General features: G+C 37.4%; 16 protein-coding genes and 1 pseudogene. 9 read left to right on the top strand and 8 right to left on the bottom strand.

Annotated features, from left to right (window positions below; translation table 11 throughout):
• The 4 genes from tcmP to K2N75_RS06160 form a co-directional block, all read right to left on the bottom strand.
• On the bottom strand, positions 1–693 hold a 693-nt coding region (gene tcmP, locus K2N75_RS06175; protein ID WP_297680645.1), incomplete at its 3' end, for a three-Cys-motif partner protein TcmP.
• 26 nt (positions 694–719) lie between these two features.
• Entirely contained in the window at positions 720–2,219 is a 1,500-nt protein-coding gene (locus K2N75_RS06170) for a hypothetical protein (protein ID WP_297680643.1), read from the bottom strand.
• A complete protein-coding gene (locus K2N75_RS06165; protein ID WP_297680641.1) occupies positions 2,219–4,315 on the bottom strand; it encodes an N-6 DNA methylase in 2,097 nt (698 codons plus the stop codon). Before K2N75_RS06165 ends, K2N75_RS06170 begins: the two co-directional genes overlap by 1 nt.
• A gap of 73 nt (positions 4,316–4,388) precedes the next feature.
• The gene (locus K2N75_RS06160) at positions 4,389–6,320 is read right to left on the bottom strand and encodes a saccharopine dehydrogenase family protein (RefSeq protein WP_297680639.1); all 1,932 of its coding nucleotides are present in this window, start codon (positions 6,318–6,320) and stop codon (positions 4,389–4,391) included.
• Positions 6,321–6,466: 146 nt separating this feature from the next.
• On the opposite strand from K2N75_RS06160, the gene K2N75_RS06155 reads away from it, so the two are divergent.
• Positions 6,467–7,093, top strand: a complete 627-nt coding sequence (locus K2N75_RS06155) for a superoxide dismutase (RefSeq protein ID WP_297680637.1) — start codon at positions 6,467–6,469, stop codon at positions 7,091–7,093.
• A gap of 74 nt (positions 7,094–7,167) precedes the next feature.
• Here the strand turns inward: K2N75_RS06155 and K2N75_RS06150 are convergent, their stop codons facing one another.
• From K2N75_RS06150 to hisS, 4 genes are all read right to left on the bottom strand, one after another.
• On the bottom strand, positions 7,168–7,299 hold the full coding sequence (locus K2N75_RS06150) for a hypothetical protein (RefSeq protein WP_297680635.1): 132 nt from the start codon (positions 7,297–7,299) through the stop codon (positions 7,168–7,170).
• A gap of 82 nt (positions 7,300–7,381) precedes the next feature.
• Positions 7,382–9,196, bottom strand: coding sequence for a hypothetical protein (locus tag K2N75_RS06145; RefSeq protein WP_297680633.1), 1,815 nt, complete (start codon positions 9,194–9,196; stop codon positions 7,382–7,384).
• Positions 9,197–10,276, bottom strand: coding sequence for a hypothetical protein (locus K2N75_RS06140; RefSeq protein WP_297680631.1), 1,080 nt, complete (start codon positions 10,274–10,276; stop codon positions 9,197–9,199).
• Between the two features lie 101 nt (positions 10,277–10,377).
• The gene (gene hisS / locus K2N75_RS06135) at positions 10,378–11,691 is read right to left on the bottom strand and encodes a histidine--tRNA ligase (RefSeq protein ID WP_297680630.1); all 1,314 of its coding nucleotides are present in this window, start codon (positions 11,689–11,691) and stop codon (positions 10,378–10,380) included.
• A 140-nt stretch (positions 11,692–11,831) separates the two neighbouring features.
• On the opposite strand from hisS, the gene rpmE reads away from it, so the two are divergent.
• The 8 genes and pseudogenes from rpmE to K2N75_RS06095 all read left to right on the top strand — a co-directional run.
• On the top strand, positions 11,832–12,035 hold the full coding sequence (gene rpmE / locus K2N75_RS06130) for a 50S ribosomal protein L31 (protein ID WP_115551142.1): 204 nt from the start codon (positions 11,832–11,834) through the stop codon (positions 12,033–12,035).
• A gap of 18 nt (positions 12,036–12,053) precedes the next feature.
• Entirely contained in the window at positions 12,054–12,887 is an 834-nt protein-coding gene (rsmI, locus tag K2N75_RS06125) for a 16S rRNA (cytidine(1402)-2'-O)-methyltransferase (RefSeq protein WP_300120159.1), read from the top strand.
• Between the two features lie 33 nt (positions 12,888–12,920).
• Positions 12,921–13,607, top strand: coding sequence for a 23S rRNA (guanosine(2251)-2'-O)-methyltransferase RlmB (gene rlmB / locus K2N75_RS06120; protein ID WP_297680627.1), 687 nt, complete (start codon positions 12,921–12,923; stop codon positions 13,605–13,607).
• Positions 13,594–14,532: a hypothetical protein gene (locus K2N75_RS06115; protein WP_297680625.1), complete on the top strand. Its 939-nt coding sequence runs from the start codon at positions 13,594–13,596 to the stop codon at positions 14,530–14,532. The genes rlmB and K2N75_RS06115 overlap by 14 nt, the downstream gene beginning before the upstream one ends.
• A complete protein-coding gene (locus tag K2N75_RS06110; protein WP_297680623.1) occupies positions 14,526–15,380 on the top strand; it encodes a hypothetical protein in 855 nt (284 codons plus the stop codon). Before K2N75_RS06115 ends, K2N75_RS06110 begins: the two co-directional genes overlap by 7 nt.
• Positions 15,381–15,400: 20 nt before the next feature.
• Complete coding sequence (locus K2N75_RS06105; RefSeq protein ID WP_297680621.1) at positions 15,401–16,618, top strand: LL-diaminopimelate aminotransferase; 1,218 nt, start codon at positions 15,401–15,403, stop codon at positions 16,616–16,618.
• A gap of 100 nt (positions 16,619–16,718) precedes the next feature.
• Positions 16,719–19,178 carry a heavy metal translocating P-type ATPase gene (locus tag K2N75_RS06100; protein WP_297680619.1) on the top strand — a complete coding sequence of 820 codons (2,460 nt, stop codon included), beginning with the start codon at positions 16,719–16,721 and terminating at the stop codon, positions 19,176–19,178.
• 41 nt (positions 19,179–19,219) lie between these two features.
• Positions 19,220–19,423, top strand: a pseudogene (locus K2N75_RS06095) (hypothetical protein); the annotation flags it as partial.

Genomic DNA, 19,423 nt, shown 5'->3' with positions numbered 1-19,423 from the left:
GTCATCATTATCTATTTTTGTATCCAATAAATGTTCAATATCATTATTGTCTAAACCTAAATTTATAAGTGCTGTTTTATTTTTCACTGAAAGATAGTCAATTAGACTATCACACGCAAAAGTTAAAATAACTTCAGTATTTTTAAAATTAGTCAAAATATTTTTTATGGTATTTATGGTTGCATCTGCGTATCCGTATTGGTCTAAAATAAAAATTGCTCTTTGATATTTTTGCATTTTTAATTTTTGTATGATTTGTAAATATATTTTTTCAAATTCTCCATTAATAACCTCACACATACTGCTCAAGCTTTTTTCTGAAAGTGTTTTTTGTAAAAATTCAAAAGTTGCCTTATTTTTCTCAATCAGATAAATAGGAATATCAAACTCAATATTTTTAAAGTTTTTCGTCTCTCGCTCAATGCTAATTTCCTTTTTTAGCCTTTGAATAGCCCCCAAGATTCTTAATGGGCTTCCTGATATTATTTGATTATTCACTGCCCTATATAATCCACCACCAGAAAAACCATCAATAATGGCAAATTTTAATTTATCTGTAAAGGGAAAAATCGCTAAATGTTTGATATAAGTTTCAAGATATTTCTCAATAATCTCTAGTTTAACAAGACTATGGTCGTCAATAATTGGCAATTCTTTATTTATTCCCCAAATATATTTGTCGCTCTTAGACATTTTATTCCTCTTTTATCGTATTGATTCTAATAATAATTAGTTTCTTGAAAACTAATTACCACTTCCCTATCATTCACAATATCATCAATACAAGAATTAAGAATACTTTTGAGATGTTTTATGCTTTTATCTAGCTCATAAATTCCCGCATTTTCACAAAAAGTTTCGTCTTGAATTTTAAAGTTTTCTAGGTTTAGATTCTCATAATCTAACTTTGTACTAGGATTATGATACAAAAGAGCGATTTGTTCTTGTAGATTTTTGGGGAAATTTGGAAAAGGAATTAAATTCCAATATTTTTGCGCCAAACTACCCCCATGTCCACCGACCTTAATAAAGTCTATAAATCTTTTCTCCGTCAAAAAATCCATGAATAATTTTATAAAGATACTCTCCGTTAAATCGTTTTTATAAAGTGTAATTCCATGAATATTGGTTATAAATTTTTCAACTTCACCTATAACAACAATGCTTCTAAAAGTGCCTTCTGCACCAAATACAATTTCTCCCTGCTTCAAAATCTTTAAAGTATTACTATTGCCAAAATAAAGCATTTTATTTATCGTTCCATATTGAGAAAAGTGTGTTGGTAACGCTAAAGAATAAAAATTTCTTTGGTAAATATCAGAATATATACTTTTTCCTATGCAACTTTCCTGTAAGTTTTGCCCTCTACTTATATCAAGATTTAATTCACTAAATGATTGATAATCATTTTTATAATTTTTTATTAAAAAATCAATCTTCTTAAACTCTTCGCAATATATCCCTGTATCTAATCGTCCTGATTCTTGGAGTTCTTTAAAGGTTGGATAGGCATAACAAAAAGCATTTGACTTTTGATTGTTTAAAAGTTCAGATTCTATAAGGTTTAGAATCTTAGTGTGTCTCTCTTTAATTAACTTTTCTTTTATAATAATAGATTGCACGAGTGTTTCTATAAATGCAATCGTTTGCTCTACATTATAATTTGGAAAGGGGATTTTACACTCCAAAAAAAGTTGCTTAGCGTGTCGGATGGTCGCGCCCTTTGGCACGATAAAATCTAGTTGGTCCCTAAAGATTCTGTGCTTTATCACTGCTAAAATATAATACTTGTGTTGTGCAAGTGGAAGCTTATACATAGCCCCTGATAGCATAGTGTTTGGATAGTCTTTTTCTAAAATCACTATTTCACCTATATTGCTATCTTTGGAGATAATCACATCTCCTTTCTTTAAATCCATATTGACAAAGCTTTGAGGTAAAATGTAAAGCAAACTTTCATCTGTGATTTCTGGTAAAAAGCTATACTCTTGCAAGGCTTTTGCTCGCATAAATGTAAAAGGTGATTTTGGCACATAAGAAAGTGAGCCTACCTCTACACCCAAATCACTTCGTTTCAAATCTCTTGCTAATAATTCTCTCAAAATTTTAAAATTGGCATTTTTCATTAATAGCTTTTTGTAAGCATTGCTTGAGAGATTGCACCCATTTTCTAGCACTTCTTTAGAGCTTATCTCTTTTGGAATATCTATATAAGCCATTATTTTGCTTTAATAAAAATATTTTGCAAGGATTCTTCTTGCATTGCACACCACGATTGAAATTCGTTTAATGTTTGAGTAAAGTCTTCATTGAGCTTTGCTCTGCCTTGCTCATCAAGCTCTATTTCAAAAGTCTCTGGGTCTATCTTATACACTTTTACAAAGTTTTTTATGCGGTCAATTGTTTTTACCTCATAACCTATATTTTCTATGTTTTTTATAAAGATACTATACCCTTGCTCTTTTAGCTTTTCTAGCTCACTGCTTTTAGGTTTATAGGCTACTATCATAGAGACATTTACACCTGTCTCTGCAAAGGTATTAGCTGGAAGGTCAAAAATCGCTACAATGCGACATTTTTCCATAAGCCATTGTCTTGTTTGTTTGTGCGTATCAATACTTGCAATGGAATTACTAAGCACAATGCCAAAGCGTCCATTCTCTTTTAAGATTCTATATGCATTTTCTAAAAACACCACACCCAAATCTATTTTGTCCTTATAAAATCCCCAAGTTTCATAGCATTGTATAATCTTTTTTTCTTGCTCATTTACGGGAATAAAAGCTCGTTTCTCGCCAAAAGGTGGATTTGTAAGCACAACATCAAACTTTTTAAGCTCCTCATCATCAGCTCTATTATCCCAAGCACCATTTTTATTTGTATTAAAATCTAGCGTTAAAAGCTTGTTGTCTGTATTAAATTTATTTGCAATAGAACCTAAATCTCCACTTTGTTCTAAAGTTGCATTACCATCACCATTAAGAAGCATATTAAGTGTGGCTAGGCTTATCATTTGCTCATCAATATCTATCCCGAAAATATTATTATCATTAAGTTTTGAGTGAGAATTAACATAAGAAACAGAGAGGAAATCCGCGATGCCAACGGTTGGGTCTATTACACTTTCACCATTTCTAGGATTTACAACACTTACCAAAAAATCAATAAGTGGCAAAGGTGTGAGAAACTGAGCATTGGAATCTTTAGCAAAAGGTTGGGCAAAGCGATGAAAAATAAGCTGATACAAATCGCTTTTATAAGATTTTACAAAAGAATAATCTTGAAATTCTTTTACCACACAAATAAGCACTTTAAGATGATTTTCATTTTTGAAATCCAACTCTTTATTTTTCAAAATTTTACGATAGTTTCCACTTGCATTTTTTATGAGAGTTTCAATCCTATGAATAAAAGCTTGTATGGTATCATCAGATATTTTTTCATAATTTGCTTCATTATCTAAAATATAAAACAATAAAGGTGAATTATGCTTTTCATCATAGATTTTTAAAGCTAAAATTTGAATTAGGATTAAATATCCCTTTTGATTAACTAAGCCCACCTTGTCTAAAGTATAAAGTATGTTATACATTGCTTGATTTAAAGTTGTTGAATGTAAGCCTGAAATTGTATCTAACTCTTCAAGCTTTCTTTTATCCCTCAAAATAGGCTTAGGATTTTGGAAATTTTTTAAATGTTCAAAATCAGGAAGATTAGAATAAGGGTCTGGCAAATGCAGACTTAAATCACCTATCTTAGAGTTATCTCCTTTTTGGTTAAATTCTTGCGAATAACGCAAATATTTATCGCCCTGCTTTTTAAAAAGATAAAGTCGCTCGGTATCATATAAAATCCCTAAGCAAAAGGCATTTTCACATTCTTTCATATAGGCTTTGAGTTGCTTATCATACACTTCTGCAATATTTTTAGAATCTTCTTTTTTAAACTCTATCACAGCTAAGATATGATTTTTAAGCCATTGCAAAGAATCTAAATTATTGTTTTTATGGTAATCCTCATATTTACTAAACCAAGCTTTATCATCAAAAATCACTGCATCAATTTTAAGTGGAGCTGAAGATTTATTGCCCTTGGGTAAGTGAATTTCTGTGCCGATGTAGTCTTTCGCAAACATTCCACAATCTACAATGCTATAAAGAAACTGCCATTTATAATACTGCTCATTTTTATCGCCATTATTTTTAAGCCATTCCACTTGTTTATTGCTTGTTAAATGCTCTGTCAAAAATGCGTTAAAAGAATTTTTATTGGCATTCTCTCTATCAAACTTATTTTTGCTTTCTACAAAACTCATCTTGCCTAACCTTTTATTTTGCGGTATTCTATCCATATCGGGCTTATGCTTTATTGAATTACTACTCTAACTCTCATCTCCCATCTTCTAGCACTTTTACCTCTCCATTTGATTCTATTTCTAGCACGACATAGGGCAGTCCTTGCTTGTTTAGCTCGCTCATAAAGGGGTCGGGGTCGTTTTGCTCCATATTCCATACACCACTTCCTTGAAATTCAGCTTGTAGCGATAAATCGGAGAGCTTATCGCTCATTTGTGCGATAGACGCTTGTGTCTTATCTCCGCATTCGCAACTGCGCAGCTCCGATTTTTCATCTACAATCTTAGAATTTCTATCACTACTTACTACTTCTGCACTGCATTCATTATTATCGCCTCCCTGTTTTTGCAACTCTAGCGCATTATCAATTCCTTGATATTCCCCACCTTCTGGCATATCCTTGTTTGCCTCCAAACGCTCGGCATTGTAAGATTCCTTTAAATCCGCAAATTCTAGGGTTGTAGATGAATTTTTGAGGTTGTGCGAGGTAAGCGAATGAGGTGTATTAGACATACTCCGCAATGAAGTGTCCGATGCACTCCTCAAAAAGTCGCTACAAACCGAATTTGCGCCTACGCCCCATTTGCCCTCGCAAATGAGCTTCGCTCCAATCATCGCCGGCACACCTGTGGTATAGCTCACACCCTGCGCATTCACCTCTGTATAGCATTTCTCGTGCTCACATACATTATAAATATAAATCGTGCGCTCCTTGCCGTCTTTCACGCCCTTAATGTAGCAGCCGATATTTGTCTTACCCTTTGTGCGACTTGCCAAACTTGCAGGGTCAGGCAAAAGCGTCTTTAGCACCTCTATTGGCACGATTTTTTGCCCCTTATGCTCCACGCAATCCACGCGCAAAAGCCCGACATTCTCCAAGCACTTCATATGCGTGAGGTAGGATTCTCCAAAGGTCATAAAAAAGCGGATTCTCTTTAGTCCCTTGATATTACGCACAAGCGATTCTAGCTCCTCGTGATAAAGCAAATAGCTGTTTTTCATACCCACTTCGGGATAATTCCATTCTTTCATTAGCGCAAGAGGCGGAATATCGCGCCATTGTCCCCCTGCATAATCCACCACCTGCAAATTCTGTGTGTTAGATTCTAGCGCAAAATGCTTCTCTTCGCGTTCAAACTTGCGATAAATGGTGTCTTGTTGCAAATCAGAATTGATGGCGGTATCGGTTTGGGAGACAAGGGAGGATTTAGAATCTACTTGAGATCCTGAATCTTGCGCGCCGCGTTCCAAGATTGTAGATGAATTTTTAGGGTTGTGCGAGGTAAGCGAATGAGGTGTATTAGACATACTCCGCAATGAAGCGTCCGTTGCACTCCCTAAAAAGTCGCTACAAGCTGAACGCGCCACCCAATACCGCGCCTTGCTACTTACTTCACGCAAGTTTATCTCGGGATTAAAATTTGTCGCAAACGCATAGCCGTGGTCTCCTGCGTTGCAATCCAAAATATCAATGCTATGAATCTCATCAAAATAATGCTTCTGCGCATACGCACAAAAGACATTCGTAACACCCGGGTCAAAGCCACTGCCAAGCAGTGCGTAAATCCCCGCTTCTTTGTAGCGCGTGTCATACGCCCACTGCTCTTTATACTCAAAATGCGCGGAATCGGGGTGTTCGTAGTTTGCAGTGTCTAAATAATGCGTCTTTGTGCGCAAACACGCCTCCATAATGCTCAAGTCCTGATAGGGAAGCGCGACATTCACCACAAGCTTTGGGCGGTATTTATTAATCAAAGCTACAAGGGATTCCACATTATCCGCATCAACTTCATCAATCTCAATTTCGCCTAAACCCTTAGCACGGATAGAATCTGCGATTGCCTTACATTTACTAAGTGTGCGCGAAGCTAAAATAATGCGTGAAAACACTTCGCGATTTTGCGCCATTTTGTGCGCGACAACGCCCCCAACGCCCCCTGCTCCGATTTGTAAAACAACAGCCATTGAACAATCCTTATGAAACAAAATGAAGCAATTTTACAAAATTTTTCTTTAAGATTTCAAGGAATCTTTAGGGGACAATTTTATTTTAATTATGTTAGAATCTCATTTCAAAACTTTATGTTTTAAATTATTTTTAAGGATTAATTATGTTTCAATTACGCAAATTACCATTTACCGAGATTACAGGCTTTATCAGCAAAGAAACCTGCGAATACCATCACGGCAAACACCACCAAACCTACATCAACAATCTAAACAATCTCATTGAAGGAACAGAGTTTGAAAGCAAAGGCTTGTTTGAGATTCTCACAAAATCTCAAGGTGGAGTGTTTAACAACGTGGCACAAGTGTATAATCACGATTTTTATTGGGATTGTGTTAGCCCAAATGCAAGTAGCAAAAGCACAGAGCTAGAGGAAGCTATCCAAGCAAGTTTTGGAGGGCTAGAAAAGTTTAAAGAAACCTTTTTAAACGCTGCTACTACGCTTTTTGGCTCGGGTTGGTGCTGGGTTGTATGGAATCCAAACGCTAACAAGCTAGAAATCAAGCAAACAAGCAACGCGCAAACTCCTGTAACAGAAGGACTAATCCCTGTGCTTGTTGTAGATGTGTGGGAACACGCTTATTACATTGACCACAGAAACGCGCGTCCTGCGTATTTGGAAAAGTTTTTCAGCCATATTAATTGGGAATTTGTCTCTAAAGCATTTGCGGGCGCAAAAGCACAAGGGATAGATTCTGTAAAATCTTATATCCAATCTCTCCATGCTTAAATATTAACATTAGCGGGTAAGCTTTATGCTTGCCTGCAACATAAAAACTCCAAAAAATTCGTGATTTTACACACTTATTTTAAGCACGCAAAATTATCTTTGAAGGCACTAAGGATAAAATGCAGACGTTTTGGTTCTGTCATTGCGAGACTTCGTCCGAAGTCGTGGCAATCCATAATGCGGAATCTCGCCTTTAAAGATTCCATTGCAAAATTTAATTTATACTAAATTATGGATTGCTTTGTTTCGCTCACAAGGATATGGATTATTATACGCTAGATTTTAATTTTACACCCCTAGTGTGAAACTTCGTGTCTTGTTCATAAAATCTATCGTGTAAAGATTGTAGAGGTTCTCCACCACCATTTCTTGTTTTTGCCCCGTTAGTTGAATGATGAATCCTAAAAACTTCCCATTCTCGCTGGTAAGTCTGCGCACCATTTCCGCACCGATATTTTGGAGGCTCACTATTTCCTCTCCTTGTCGGATTCCATATTCACTAAAGTCTATTTTGCTTAGTTCCTCATCACTCTTGCTTCTTGCCTCTAGGCTGATTCCAGCCCTATCGCCCCTTTTGGTAATATAAAGCTCACCTGTCTCATTATAAAGCTCATTTACTAGAATCTCTCGCCCTGATTCAAAGCGAAGCAGAATCCTGCCATCTTTCTCAAGTCTCATAGAAGTTACAGCCTCCGCATCTTGCATAGCCGCTGCGACTTCTTTGCTTAAAATCGGGTCATCAAGCGCATTTTTGATTCTCTCTAGTCGCTCCTCGCTAAACTCTATTCCAACAATACTATGAAACTTTTGCCTTATGGCACTCATTTGGCTAGATTCCTCTAGCGATTCTACTTTCTCCTTTATCTCGCCATCTACTAGCTCATTATTAAGCAGATTCTCTTTTGCGCCCATAAAGCTATTTTTCGCCTCATAATATTCGTCATACAGCTTCGTAAAAGCCTCTTTATACTGCTCCTCATAGCTTGGCTTACTTTTATTATGCAGGCGATTGTATTTCTCCTCAAACTCTCGGATATTAAGCCCATCATAAAAAGACGAGGGTCTTGAGCCATTATCTAGCCTATCTACCACCTTAAATTCCTCTAGCACCTCCACTCCTGCTAGATTCGTCTTTTTATAAGCGAAATTTGTAATGAAATCTCCACTTGCAAAAAGGGCTTCATTGACTTCTTTGTCTTTGAGATTCACCCAACCTTCTTTGTCAGCATAGGCTTCAAACATAGCAATAATATCTTTTTGGTCTATCTTTTTGTAATGCTGCTCGTGCGGGAATAGGCTCATTTCTTGCCCTCTAAATGCGCGAATATCTACATAAGGATTTAGCTTTTTATCATCTGGAATCTTGCTAAAGTGGAAGTTTGCGCGATATTCTTTGATTTGCGCTAGAGTTAGCCCGTCATATCCTATGCTTTTGTCATAGCCTTTGATGAAATCATACAAATCTATCCTGCTAACCACATCACTTAAGTTTGCGATTCTATACTCGCCATTGCCATTATCCACACGGAGTTTCAGCTTAGAGAATAGCTCGTCCTCTTTATCTAAGAATCCGTCATTATTGCTATCAAAGTTAAAGAGATTCCCAAGCTTCCCCACATCTCCCACGCCTAAGGAATCGTTATCGCCTAGCATATCTAAGAAAACTTCCGCACTTCCTATTGCAGTTTTTAGCTTCGTAGATTCCGCAAGTGCGTTTAGTTGCAAATAATCACTGCCTGTATAGTAAGCACCATTGTTTCTTTCAAGCATAGAGTTGCTATTACTAAAGGCATATTGACTGCCTTGAGAGCTCCACACATTTTTACCTGCTAGATTTGTAAAATTAACAATATTGCGATTATTAAAGCTACCAAAACTAACATTAGCCATTATAAAATTAGTTGCGGAATTGTTCGCGGAATCTCTTAACTCTTTCGTATATTCCGCATTCCACTGAAATTTTCCATTGACAATTTTTGGCTTGCCATTTTCATCTAGCTCTACTTTACCCTCAAGGCTTAATTTATTTTTGATTGCTAATGCCTCATTGGAATTTGCATTTGCGAATAAATGCTTTGAATCATTTATTTTCCCCAAATACATTTAAAATCCTATTGTGCTTCTAATGTCTATTACAATATCATTACTATCAGCATACACAACAAAAGAATCCTCTGCTAAAAATGATGGTTGCCCCATTATTACAGCGTTAATATTATCTACAAGTTCCGTGTCTAATCCAAAGACATTTTGCCTATTTTGTTGTATTAATTTAGCTTTTGCATTGTAGTTATACATAAGCTCAAACATAAAAATGCCAGGTTGCCAAAAAAATTCTTTCACGGGAAAGCAAGAATTTGGACTTATTTCATAATTATCATTCTTAAAGATATTATTAAAATTTACCCCCTCCAAATCCACATTTCTTGTAAAAGTCTTAGATTTTCTCTCCTCATCGGTAGCGGTTTTCCAGCCTATTGTATAGAGATTTGCTTGTTGAAATGCTTGAATATACACCCATTCATTAAGCGGATAAGGCTTGGTTGTATAAACTCTATCCACTGAATAATTTGTTATTGCAGAAGTAATCTGTAATGTGCCATCTGCATTAATCACTGCGTGAAAGTAGTCTGTCCTAATCGATCCATTCCCATTATAATTGCGAGAAAATATTACTCTATTTGCAAAATCCGCATAAGAAGTCGCATATATCCACATTCCCGCGCTATTGGTTGCAGTTCTTGGTCCCCCTGTATTGTCTCCTTTAAAAATTCCATTGTAAGCATTTGCTATATCTTCCCATTCTCTACTACCTGCTAGAGGAAGAATCCAACCATTTCCTCTATTCTCTGCAACTTTTGGGAAACAAAAGGCTTGTGTATCCTTTTTTGCAGCCAAATAATACAAAATCTGCGAACCACTAGAATCTGTAACCTCTACCAAAATATCTGTATCTGGATTAAAAGTAAAAAGATCTAGAGGCAAAGCGGTAATTGCTTTTGAAATATTTTTCTCTACTACCTCCTTTTTGCTATTTGATACTTTTTGTAATACTTCTTGAAGTGTTTTGCCCTCTAAAGTCTTGCCAATTTTAGCATTTTTGGGTAAATTTATCTCTCCTGCGCTTAACCCCAATGCCACTCCTACACATAAAAATACAGCCAAACAAACCTTTTTCATCACCAATTTCTCCTTATTTTATTTGTAAGATTCTTTGATTATAGCATTTATATCGGCAATTTATCGCAAAAACTTAAATTTGTTTTCACCCCACAAAGACGCACTTAATCTTCCACAACCCGCAAACACTCCACGAGGGATTCCAAACTTAAATGATTTTTCTGCTCCCCGCTTTCCATATTTTTAAGTGTATAAGTCTTTTGCGCTTCCTCTTCCTCACCTAGCACAATCACATATTTATATCCCTTAGTATTTGCATACGCAAAGGATTTCTTAGGCTTCACAATCTCGGGATAAACTTCTATTTTCAAGCCAAGATTCCGCAAATTTTGCGCCGCAAAATAGCCATATTCTAAGCTCTGAAGTGGAATCAGCAAAGCATCTGCGACATTTGCACTACCCTGCATCAAGCCTAGCTCCTCTAGCCCCGCAAGCATTCTATCTAGCCCAATACTCGCGCCCACACCGCTTAAAGAATCTTTAGAAAAGTTTTGCGTCAAATTATCATAACGACCACCAGAACAAACCGAACCAAGCGTAGGTAAATCGTCCAATGTCGTTTCATAAATGATTCCGGTATAATACCCAAGCCCACGCGCAATGGAAAGATTGATTTGATAAAATTCTTGAGGGATTAACGCACCAAGCAATGCGCAAAGCGCGCAAAGCTCATTTAAACCCTCCGCCAAAGTCGCATTTCTTGCCTTGTAAGATTCTAATTTCCCCAAAAACTCCAAAGCACTTCCCTCTTGTTTTTGCGCAATGAAATCCAAAAGCATAGTAATTTGCTCACTCTTAAGACTTGTTTCTTTTTCTAGCTCCTCGCACACACTCTTGCGCCCTATTTTGTCAATTTTATCAACGATTCTTAATACTTCAATCGTTTGCGATTCTGCCCCCAAAGATTCCATTAAGCCATTAAAAATCTTGCGGTTGTTTAGCGCAATCGTGAATCTCTCCACGCCTAAATGACGCAAAGTTTGATAAATCACTTGAACAATCTCCGCATCTGCGCCAATACTTTGTGTGCCAATAAAATCAAAATCGCATTGTGTAAATTCCCTGTAACGCCCTTTTTGAGCGCGCTCACCACGAAACACATTGCCGATACAATATCGTTTAAAAGGCAAACCAAGTTCGTTTTTGTATTGTGCGATAAAACGCGCAAGAGGCACGGTTAAATCAAACCGCAATGCCACTTCGCGCCCTCCGTGGTCTAAGAAGTGATACATTTCCTTTTGGATTTCCTCACTGCCTTGCTTTTTTAGAATCTCTGCATATTCTAAATGCGGTGTTTCAATGGGAGAGAAGCCAAATTTCTCAAAGGATTCTACAATGCTTTTTAGCATTTGAGACTTCGCGTAAGATTCCTTAGGAAGTCGGTCTTTAAAGCCACTAAGCGTGCGCGGTGTAATCATTTTTGCTCCGATTTTATTCTATTAAATTTCTAAGGAGGCAAGTTTAACAAAAATATGCTAAAGATTTTTGAAATTTATGCTAAATCTTAGTATTTTTTAGATATGATTCGCGTTTAATTTTTTACAAAAAGGCAGTTGTTATGAAAAAAGGAATCCACCCAGAATATGTTCCGTGCAAAGTAACTTGTGTTACAAGCGGTAAAGAAATAGAGGTTTTAAGCACAAAACCAACTTTGAGAATTGATATTTCCTCTTTTTGCCACCCTTTTTACACAGGTTCTGACAAAGTCGTAGATACCGCAGGAAGAGTTGAGAAATTCAAACAAAGATACAATTTAAAATAATTTTTATTGACTTGGTTTATGGTTACTTTTCTGCCAACTCCCATTGGTAACCTCCAAGACATTACATTGCGCACATTAGAGACTTTGAAACAATGCGAAGTGCTTTTGTGCGAGGATACAAGAGTCAGCAAACGATTAATTACACTGCTCACAGAGCGTGAGATTCTACCCTTTAAAAACTACCAATATTTCGCCTTTCACACACATAATGCTACACATTTTTTAAATCAAGTAACACAAGAATTTTTTGAGCAACAAATTGGCTTTTTAAGCGATGCGGGAATGCCTTGTATTAGCGACCCGGGCGTGGAGCTTGTGCGATTCTTGCAGGAGAGAAGTTTGCCCTATGAAGTGTTAGGCGGGATTAGTGCGGTTACTTTGGCGGTGGCATTTAGCGGAATCGTAGAAAAAGAATTTAGCTTTTTAGGATTCCCACCACACAAGATAAAAGAGCGTTTGCAATCCTTACACAAAGCATTTAAAAGCCCTTATCCTGTTGTTTTTTATGAATCTACACACAGATTATTAGAAACCTTAGAGCTAATGACGCAAATTGATTCCTCGCGCATAGTTTTTTTGGCAAAAGAATTGACAAAGAAGCACCAACAAACCTTTAAAGACACATTAAAGCAAATCCAAGATTCTTTTACGCAAAAATGCCACAAAGATTCTGCGTTTCTTAAAGGCGAGTGGGTGATGATTCTTAGCCCTACAACCAACCCACAAGAAGAAAAAGTCCTGACGCAAGAAATGGTGTTAAGCCTAGAAATTCCCCCCAAAATCAAAGCTAAGATTCTGGCAAAATTAAAGGGCGGAAATGCAAGCGAATATTATGAATTATTGACAAAATAAGCAAAAAATTTAAGAAAAAATAGGATAAAATCAATGATTGTTTATGGGAAGCGCATTGCCGAACTTGTTCTTTTAAAACATAGCGAAAAAATACAAACCATTTACCTTGCTAAAGAGATTGACAAAAAGCTATTTCAGGCTTTTGCAAAATTAAATGTCCCGTTGCTTCGCGTTGATTCTAAAAAGGCACAAGCTTTAGCAAAAGGTGGAAATCATCAAGGCTATTTGCTAGAGATTTCCCCTCTTGTGCCATTGGAATGGAATGCTATTAAGACAATGCAATTTGTGTTAGTGTTGTGTAGCATTAATGATGTGGGGAATCTTGGGGCACTCTTTCGCAGTAGTTATGTGCTAGGTGTAGATGGAATCGTAATTTGCGGCTTAAAAGAACTAAAACAAGAAGGGGCATTGCGCGCAAGTGCGGGAGCGATGTTGGATATGCCTTTTGCGCTCGTGCATAATGCACTAGATGTTGCGAATGAGCTTAAATTAGCTAATTTTACTCTTTATGGAACCAATCCAAAAGGCACACATCTCGTGCAAATGCCAAAGGGCAAAAAAGCATTGTTTTTAGGAAATGAGGGAGAGGGCTTGGGAAATAGAATCTTAAAAAAAATGGACCAAAACCTTGCCATTCCACAAAAACGAGAGTTTGATTCTCTCAATGTCAGCACAGCAGGTGCAATTTTAATAGATAGGATTATGAATGGAAGATATTGAAAAATTAAAAAAAATTGGAGCAAGAGAAATTTCAAAACACACGCATATGGCGTTAAATAAAATCCAATTTATTTTGGATTCCAATTTTGAAGCACTCCAAGACCATACAACAACGATTGGATTAATCAAGATTTTGGAGCGCGAATATAATGTCAATCTACAAAAATGGCAAGAGGAATATAATGAGTTTTGGAATAATCGCCCTGACCAAAAACTAGAAAGCCTAGAAACGGTCATTAATTTCAAGGTTACGCACGAAGTCATCAAACAAAATAATTCCCAAAAATACCTCATTCTTAGTGCGATTATTATCCTCTTTTTGGGCGTTGGATTTTATGCCTGGACAAATTTTTCTGACAATTCCGCCAAAGAAATTATCAAAGAGCCAACACCAATAGAATCCCAACATACTAACCCCGATACAGAACTAGAGAATATGCAAAATACAGAAAACAATGCCACAGAAAATGTAGAAGCTCCCACTACATCTGCAAAAGACGAATCGCTACCTACAAACACTTCTTTAGACGCCTCTGCCTCTGCGCCTCTAAATGAGATTCCACAAGTTGCCAATACAGAGAATGCACAAGATTCTATCCAATCTACACCCAACACTCCAACACAAGCTGTTACAGCATCTACACACAAGCTAGAAATCGTCCCTCGCTCCAATGTTTGGGTTGGAATTGTTTATTTAGATACACGCAAAAAAACCTCGCTTCTAACAAGCAATTCCATAGAGATTGACTTAACCCGCCCGCAAACCATTATTACAGGACACGGAATGCTAGATTTGAACAATAATGGCGAGCTAACAAACTACAATAAAGCAGAAAAAATGCTTTTTTTGGTAGATGAAGCAGGAAACTTCAGTGAAATTACACTTGCACAATACAATCAACACACAAGGGGATTAGGGTGGTAGAAATAACCCGCAAATGCTTGTGGATCGTCCTCTTTGTTTGCCTGCTAGAAAACTCCATTAATGCGCAAACTCCTGCATTACAGAATCCGATTGACTACAAAGTCGCACAACTCTTAGGCGTGCAAGAATATAAAACAAATCAAAAATTTATCCAAAGACTCTTTAGCAATCAAGGATATTTTTTGGACAACAAAGGACAACCCGATTTATATAAAATCTCTCAAACACTCAAACAAAATGGCTTATTAAAGCTTACCTTTAAACAACCAATGGAACTTGAAGTTACCTTTAGTGTCAAAGAAAATCCAACCACCTTTACAAATGTGCTCTATGATATTTTAAATGAAATGGGATATTATTATTTTTTGCTTAAAGAAAGTGTGCTTAACGAACAACAATTTAAGTTTATTCTCTCTATGAATACCGAATATGCGATTGACCCTACACTCTTGCAGGAAAAATTGTATGATTATGGCTATAAAGTGTTAAATATTGAACGAAGTCAAGTGTATCAATGGAATTACACCATCACAAATACTACATTTCAATATCCAAAAGCGACCAAATTAACCACCAATGAAACGAATCGCAAAGCCAATCTAAAAGGAGAATATTGGTATCAAATTGATAAAGGTAACCGACTAGAAGTCAAATCAAGCAATGGAATCTTATGGTATCCAAAATTAATATTTTTTGATAAAAATCTGAATATTTTAGAAATTATTAGCAATCAAAAATCCTCACAAACATTCCAAAAAGAGATTCCAAAGGGAGCAATGTTTGTAAAAATCACGGATACTTTTTTGCCCATTACAACAAAAAATGGCTTAGATGTAACACTAAAATGAAAATTTAAAAAGGAGAAAAAATGTTTGAAGAAATTGAGTTTGAAAGAATTAAAAGATTACCAAAGTATGTTTTTGCTGCCATTAACGAAATTAAATTAAAAATGCGTCAAGAGGGCGAAGATGTGATTGACTTTAGTATGGGAAATCCCGATGGCGCAACTCCCGAACATATCATAGATAAACTCTGCGAAGCAGCACATAAGCCAAAAAATCACGGCTATTCTGCGAGCAAAGGAATCTATAAACTCCGTCTTGCCATTGCAGATACCTACAAACGCAAATACGGAATCTCTTTAAATCCCGACACACAAGTTTGTGTTTCTATGGGTTCTAAAGAGGGCTATGTGCATTTAGTCCAAGCCATTACGAATCCCGGAGATACTGCAATCGTCGCAGAGCCGGCTTATCCGATTCATTATTATGCCTTTATGCTAGCGGGTGCGAATGTAGCGACTTTTGGGTTAAAGTGGAATGAAAACTATGAATTAGATGAAGAGGCTTACTTTGAATCCCTACAAAAAGCCCTTAAAAACACAATGCCCAAACCAAAGTTTGTTGTAACAAACTTTCCTCACAATCCTACCACGGTGGTTGTTTATAAGAGATTCTATGAAAGACTTGTAAAGCTAGCAAAACAGGAGCGATTCTATATCATAAACGATATTGCTTATGCAGATTTGAGCTTTGGAGGTTATATTGCGCCCTCTATCTTTGAAGTAGAAGGTGCGCTAGATGTCGCTGTGGAGGGCTACACACTATCTAAAAGCTACAATATGGCGGGTTGGCGAGTGGGTTGTATGGTAGGCAATGAAAAGCTCATTGGCGCATTGCAAAAAATTAAAAGTTGGCTAGACTATGGGCTTTACACTCCGATTCAAATCGCCTCTACGATTGCCTTAAATGGCGACCAAACTTGCGTCCAAGAGATTGCCCACAAATACGAACATCGTATGGAAGTGCTGATTGATAGCTTTGGAGCAGCTGGGTGGAAAATGAGCAAACCAAAAGCAAGTATGTTTATTTGGGCAGAGATTCCAGAATGTGCCAAACATCTAGGCAGTATGGAGTTTTCTAAACAGCTTTTGCAAGAAGCAAAAATTGCGGTAAGTCCGGGAATTGGCTTTGGCAATCACGGGGATAATTATGTTCGTATTGCTCTTATAGAGAATGAAAACAGGATTCGTCAAGCAGCAAGAAATCTTAAGAAATTTTTAAAACAATTTGAATCCAACGCATAGGCGCGGAGAAAATGGCAAAGAAAGAATCGCAAAACCATAGGTGGCGGATTGCTTTGTATTACCTTTTTAAGCGTGATACCCTTTATTTGTTAGAGATTCTATGAAACATCTTTGCGACCACTGCCATTTAGAATTTGATGAAAAGGTGCTGTTTAAAACCAAAATTGGCGAAGAGGAAAAGTATTTTTGTTGCAAAGGCTGCGAGGGCGTTTATAAACTCCTCAATAGCGAGGGTTTAGAGGATTTTTATAACAAATTAGGCAACAACACCTTAGAACCTGCCAAAGAAACTTTAGAATCCCAAAACCTAGAATCCTTTGATTCTGCACCATTTTTTGAACGTTATGTGAGCGTGAAAGAGGATTTGTGCGAGATTTCTCTAATTTTAGAAAGAATCCATTGTATTGCTTGTGTCTGGCTGAATGAAAAAATCCTTACCAAAACAAATGGAATCGCAAAAGTCAATCTGAACTACACTAACAACAAAGTCACGATTCTTTATAATCCAAAGGAAATTAAGATTTCTCAAATCATTCAGACAATCCGACAAATTGGCTATGACGCACACGCTTATGACCCGCGCTTGCAAGAAGCTTATGCAAACAAAGAAAAGCGCGATTATTATATTAAAATGGTAGTTGGAATCTTTTGCGTGATGAATATTATGTGGATTGCTGTCGCGCAATACGCTGGGTATTTTAGCGGAATCTCCGATGAAATGCGCAATATTCTAAACTTCGCGGGATTCGCGCTCTCTACTCCTGTGCTGTTTTTTAGCGGAATTATTTTCTGGCGTGGTGCTTGGGCGGCGCTAAAATTTAGAACACCCAATATGGATTTGCTAGTCATTAGCGGGGCAAGTTTGGCTTATCTTTATTCTATTTATGCAAGTTTCAAAGGCGGTGAAACCTACTTTGAATCTGTCGCGATGATTATTACTTTTGTATTAATTGGCAAATTCTTAGAAGTACGGGGCAAAAAAAGTGCAGTAGATAGCCTAGATAAACTCAATGCTCAAATGCCCCTAAGTGTGCGAGTGCTACAAACTCCACAAAACACAGAATCCCAAATTGCTAAGGATTCTAATCCCACACAAAACTTCCAAGAAACTGCGATAGAATCTGTGCGTGTAGGAGATATCGTGCAAGTGCAACCGGGGGAGCGCGTTGCGCTTGATGGAGTTTTGTTAAGTCAAGAAGCACTTTGTGACGAAAGTGCAATGAGTGGCGAATCCTTACCGCAAATCAAAAGTGCAGGAGATTCCATTTATTCTGGCTCTTTGGCTCTAAATTGCCCCTTTGAATATCAAGTCTGCAAGGTTTTCAAGGATTCTTTGATGATGAAAATTGTAGGTTTGATAGAAAACTCTCTCAATGCGCGCCCCAAGATTCAAGAAGCAGCCGATTATATTTCGCATTATTTTTCTCTTGTGATTCTTTCTCTTGCCTTTGGCACTTTTTTAGTTTGGGAATATCTACTCAATGCGCCCTTTGAACGCTCCTTAATGGTAATGATTTCTGTGATTATCATCGCTTGCCCTTGCGCGCTTGCCCTTGCAACCCCTATTGCCTCCCTCATCGGACTTAGCGAATCCTTAAAGCACAAGATTCTTTTCAAGGAAGCGCGGTTTTTGGAAACCATTGCCAAAGCCGACACATTGGTGCTAGACAAAACAGGAACATTAACAAAGGGACAACTCAAAGTCTTGAATGTGCAGTATTTTAACGCTCAAAATGCGCTAGATTCTAAAGATTATGGAATCCTATATTCTATGCTCACGCAAAACGCCCACCCCATTAGCAAAGCGGTGCTAGAGTTTATCGGCAGACCAAGCAAGGAAATTCCTTTGGATTCTATGACACAAATTAACGCACGCGGAATCGTGGCAAAGGTGCAAGGCAACACTTATTTGGGCGGAAACTTGACGCTTTTACAAGAACACAATGTAGAGATTCCAACTCCTCTGCAAGACGCGCAAGCAAGCGTGTTTTATTTTGCCAAAGATTCTAAGATTCTAGCGGAATTTACCCTGCAAGACACGCTTAAAGAGGACGCAAAAGAGGTGATTGCGACACTGCAACAAAAAGGGATTACCTGCATACTTTTAAGTGGCGACAATGCAGGAGCTTGCGAGAATGTGGCAAAAGCAGTTGGAATCGCAGAATATTATGCCGTACAAAGTCCGCTAGATAAGGCAAATTTCATTGACAAACTACACAAACAGAGTAAAGTTGTCGTAATGGCAGGCGATGGCATTAACGATTCCATTGCACTTGGTAAAAGCGATATTGCCATTGCAATGGGTGGCGGCATTGATTTAGCTATTAGTGTAAGCGATGTCGTCGTGCTTGATGATAGTATGCAAGGAGTGTTGGATTCTTTTAGGCTTGGGCAGCGCACTTATCGGTTTATTTTGCAAAATCTTGGAATCTCTCTTGTGTATAATGCCCTCACGATTCCGCTTGCAATGGCGGGCTTTGTGATTCCGCTTATTGCGGCACTTTCTATGTCGCTTAGCTCTTTGCTTGTAGTGGGAAATAGTTTAAGAATCAAAGATTAAGGAGTAAAAAAGATGGAATTTTATCAAAAACTTAATGCGCTTTGCATAGAGATTCTATCAAAAGCCCCCCCCCCGAGGGCAAAATCAAAATTGCGATTTGTGGGGCTTGCGGCAGTGGCAAAAGCACACTTGGTGGTAAAATAAGAAAGAAAGGCTTTGGTGATTTTAAGCCTTATCAAATCGCAGTGATTGATGACAATGTAATGAGTCTTAATCTCTTCATTGCTCGTGCAAAGCTAAAAATC

It is taken from the genome of Helicobacter sp. (genome assembly GCF_029067145.1).
In the GTDB taxonomy this organism is placed as follows: domain Bacteria; phylum Campylobacterota; class Campylobacteria; order Campylobacterales; family Helicobacteraceae; genus Helicobacter_D.
The sequence above is the reverse complement of the archived record's forward strand: the minus strand, read 5'-3'. Positions and strand labels throughout refer to the sequence as shown.

What these genes read in the sequence shown, in the direction of transcription:
- K2N75_RS06170 (WP_297680643.1), bottom strand. Translation starts at nt 2,219, where the DNA reads ATGGCTTATATAGATATTCCAAAAGAGATAAGCTCTAAAGAAGTGCTA.
- K2N75_RS06165 (WP_297680641.1), bottom strand. Translation starts at nt 4,315, where the DNA reads ATGAGTTTTGTAGAAAGCAAAAATAAGTTTGATAGAGAGAATGCCAAT.
- K2N75_RS06160 (WP_297680639.1), bottom strand. Translation starts at nt 6,320, where the DNA reads ATGGCTGTTGTTTTACAAATCGGAGCAGGGGGCGTTGGGGGCGTTGTC.
- K2N75_RS06155 (WP_297680637.1), top strand. Translation starts at nt 6,467, where the DNA reads ATGTTTCAATTACGCAAATTACCATTTACCGAGATTACAGGCTTTATC.
- K2N75_RS06150 (WP_297680635.1), bottom strand. Translation starts at nt 7,299, where the DNA reads ATGGAATCTTTAAAGGCGAGATTCCGCATTATGGATTGCCACGACTTC.
- K2N75_RS06145 (WP_297680633.1), bottom strand. Translation starts at nt 9,196, where the DNA reads ATGTATTTGGGGAAAATAAATGATTCAAAGCATTTATTCGCAAATGCA.
- hisS (WP_297680630.1), bottom strand. Translation starts at nt 11,691, where the DNA reads ATGATTACACCGCGCACGCTTAGTGGCTTTAAAGACCGACTTCCTAAG.
- rpmE (WP_115551142.1), top strand. Translation starts at nt 11,832, where the DNA reads ATGAAAAAAGGAATCCACCCAGAATATGTTCCGTGCAAAGTAACTTGT.
- rsmI (WP_300120159.1), top strand. Translation starts at nt 12,054, where the DNA reads ATGGTTACTTTTCTGCCAACTCCCATTGGTAACCTCCAAGACATTACA.
- rlmB (WP_297680627.1), top strand. Translation starts at nt 12,921, where the DNA reads ATGATTGTTTATGGGAAGCGCATTGCCGAACTTGTTCTTTTAAAACAT.
- K2N75_RS06115 (WP_297680625.1), top strand. Translation starts at nt 13,594, where the DNA reads ATGGAAGATATTGAAAAATTAAAAAAAATTGGAGCAAGAGAAATTTCA.
- K2N75_RS06105 (WP_297680621.1), top strand. Translation starts at nt 15,401, where the DNA reads ATGTTTGAAGAAATTGAGTTTGAAAGAATTAAAAGATTACCAAAGTAT.
- K2N75_RS06100 (WP_297680619.1), top strand. Translation starts at nt 16,719, where the DNA reads ATGAAACATCTTTGCGACCACTGCCATTTAGAATTTGATGAAAAGGTG.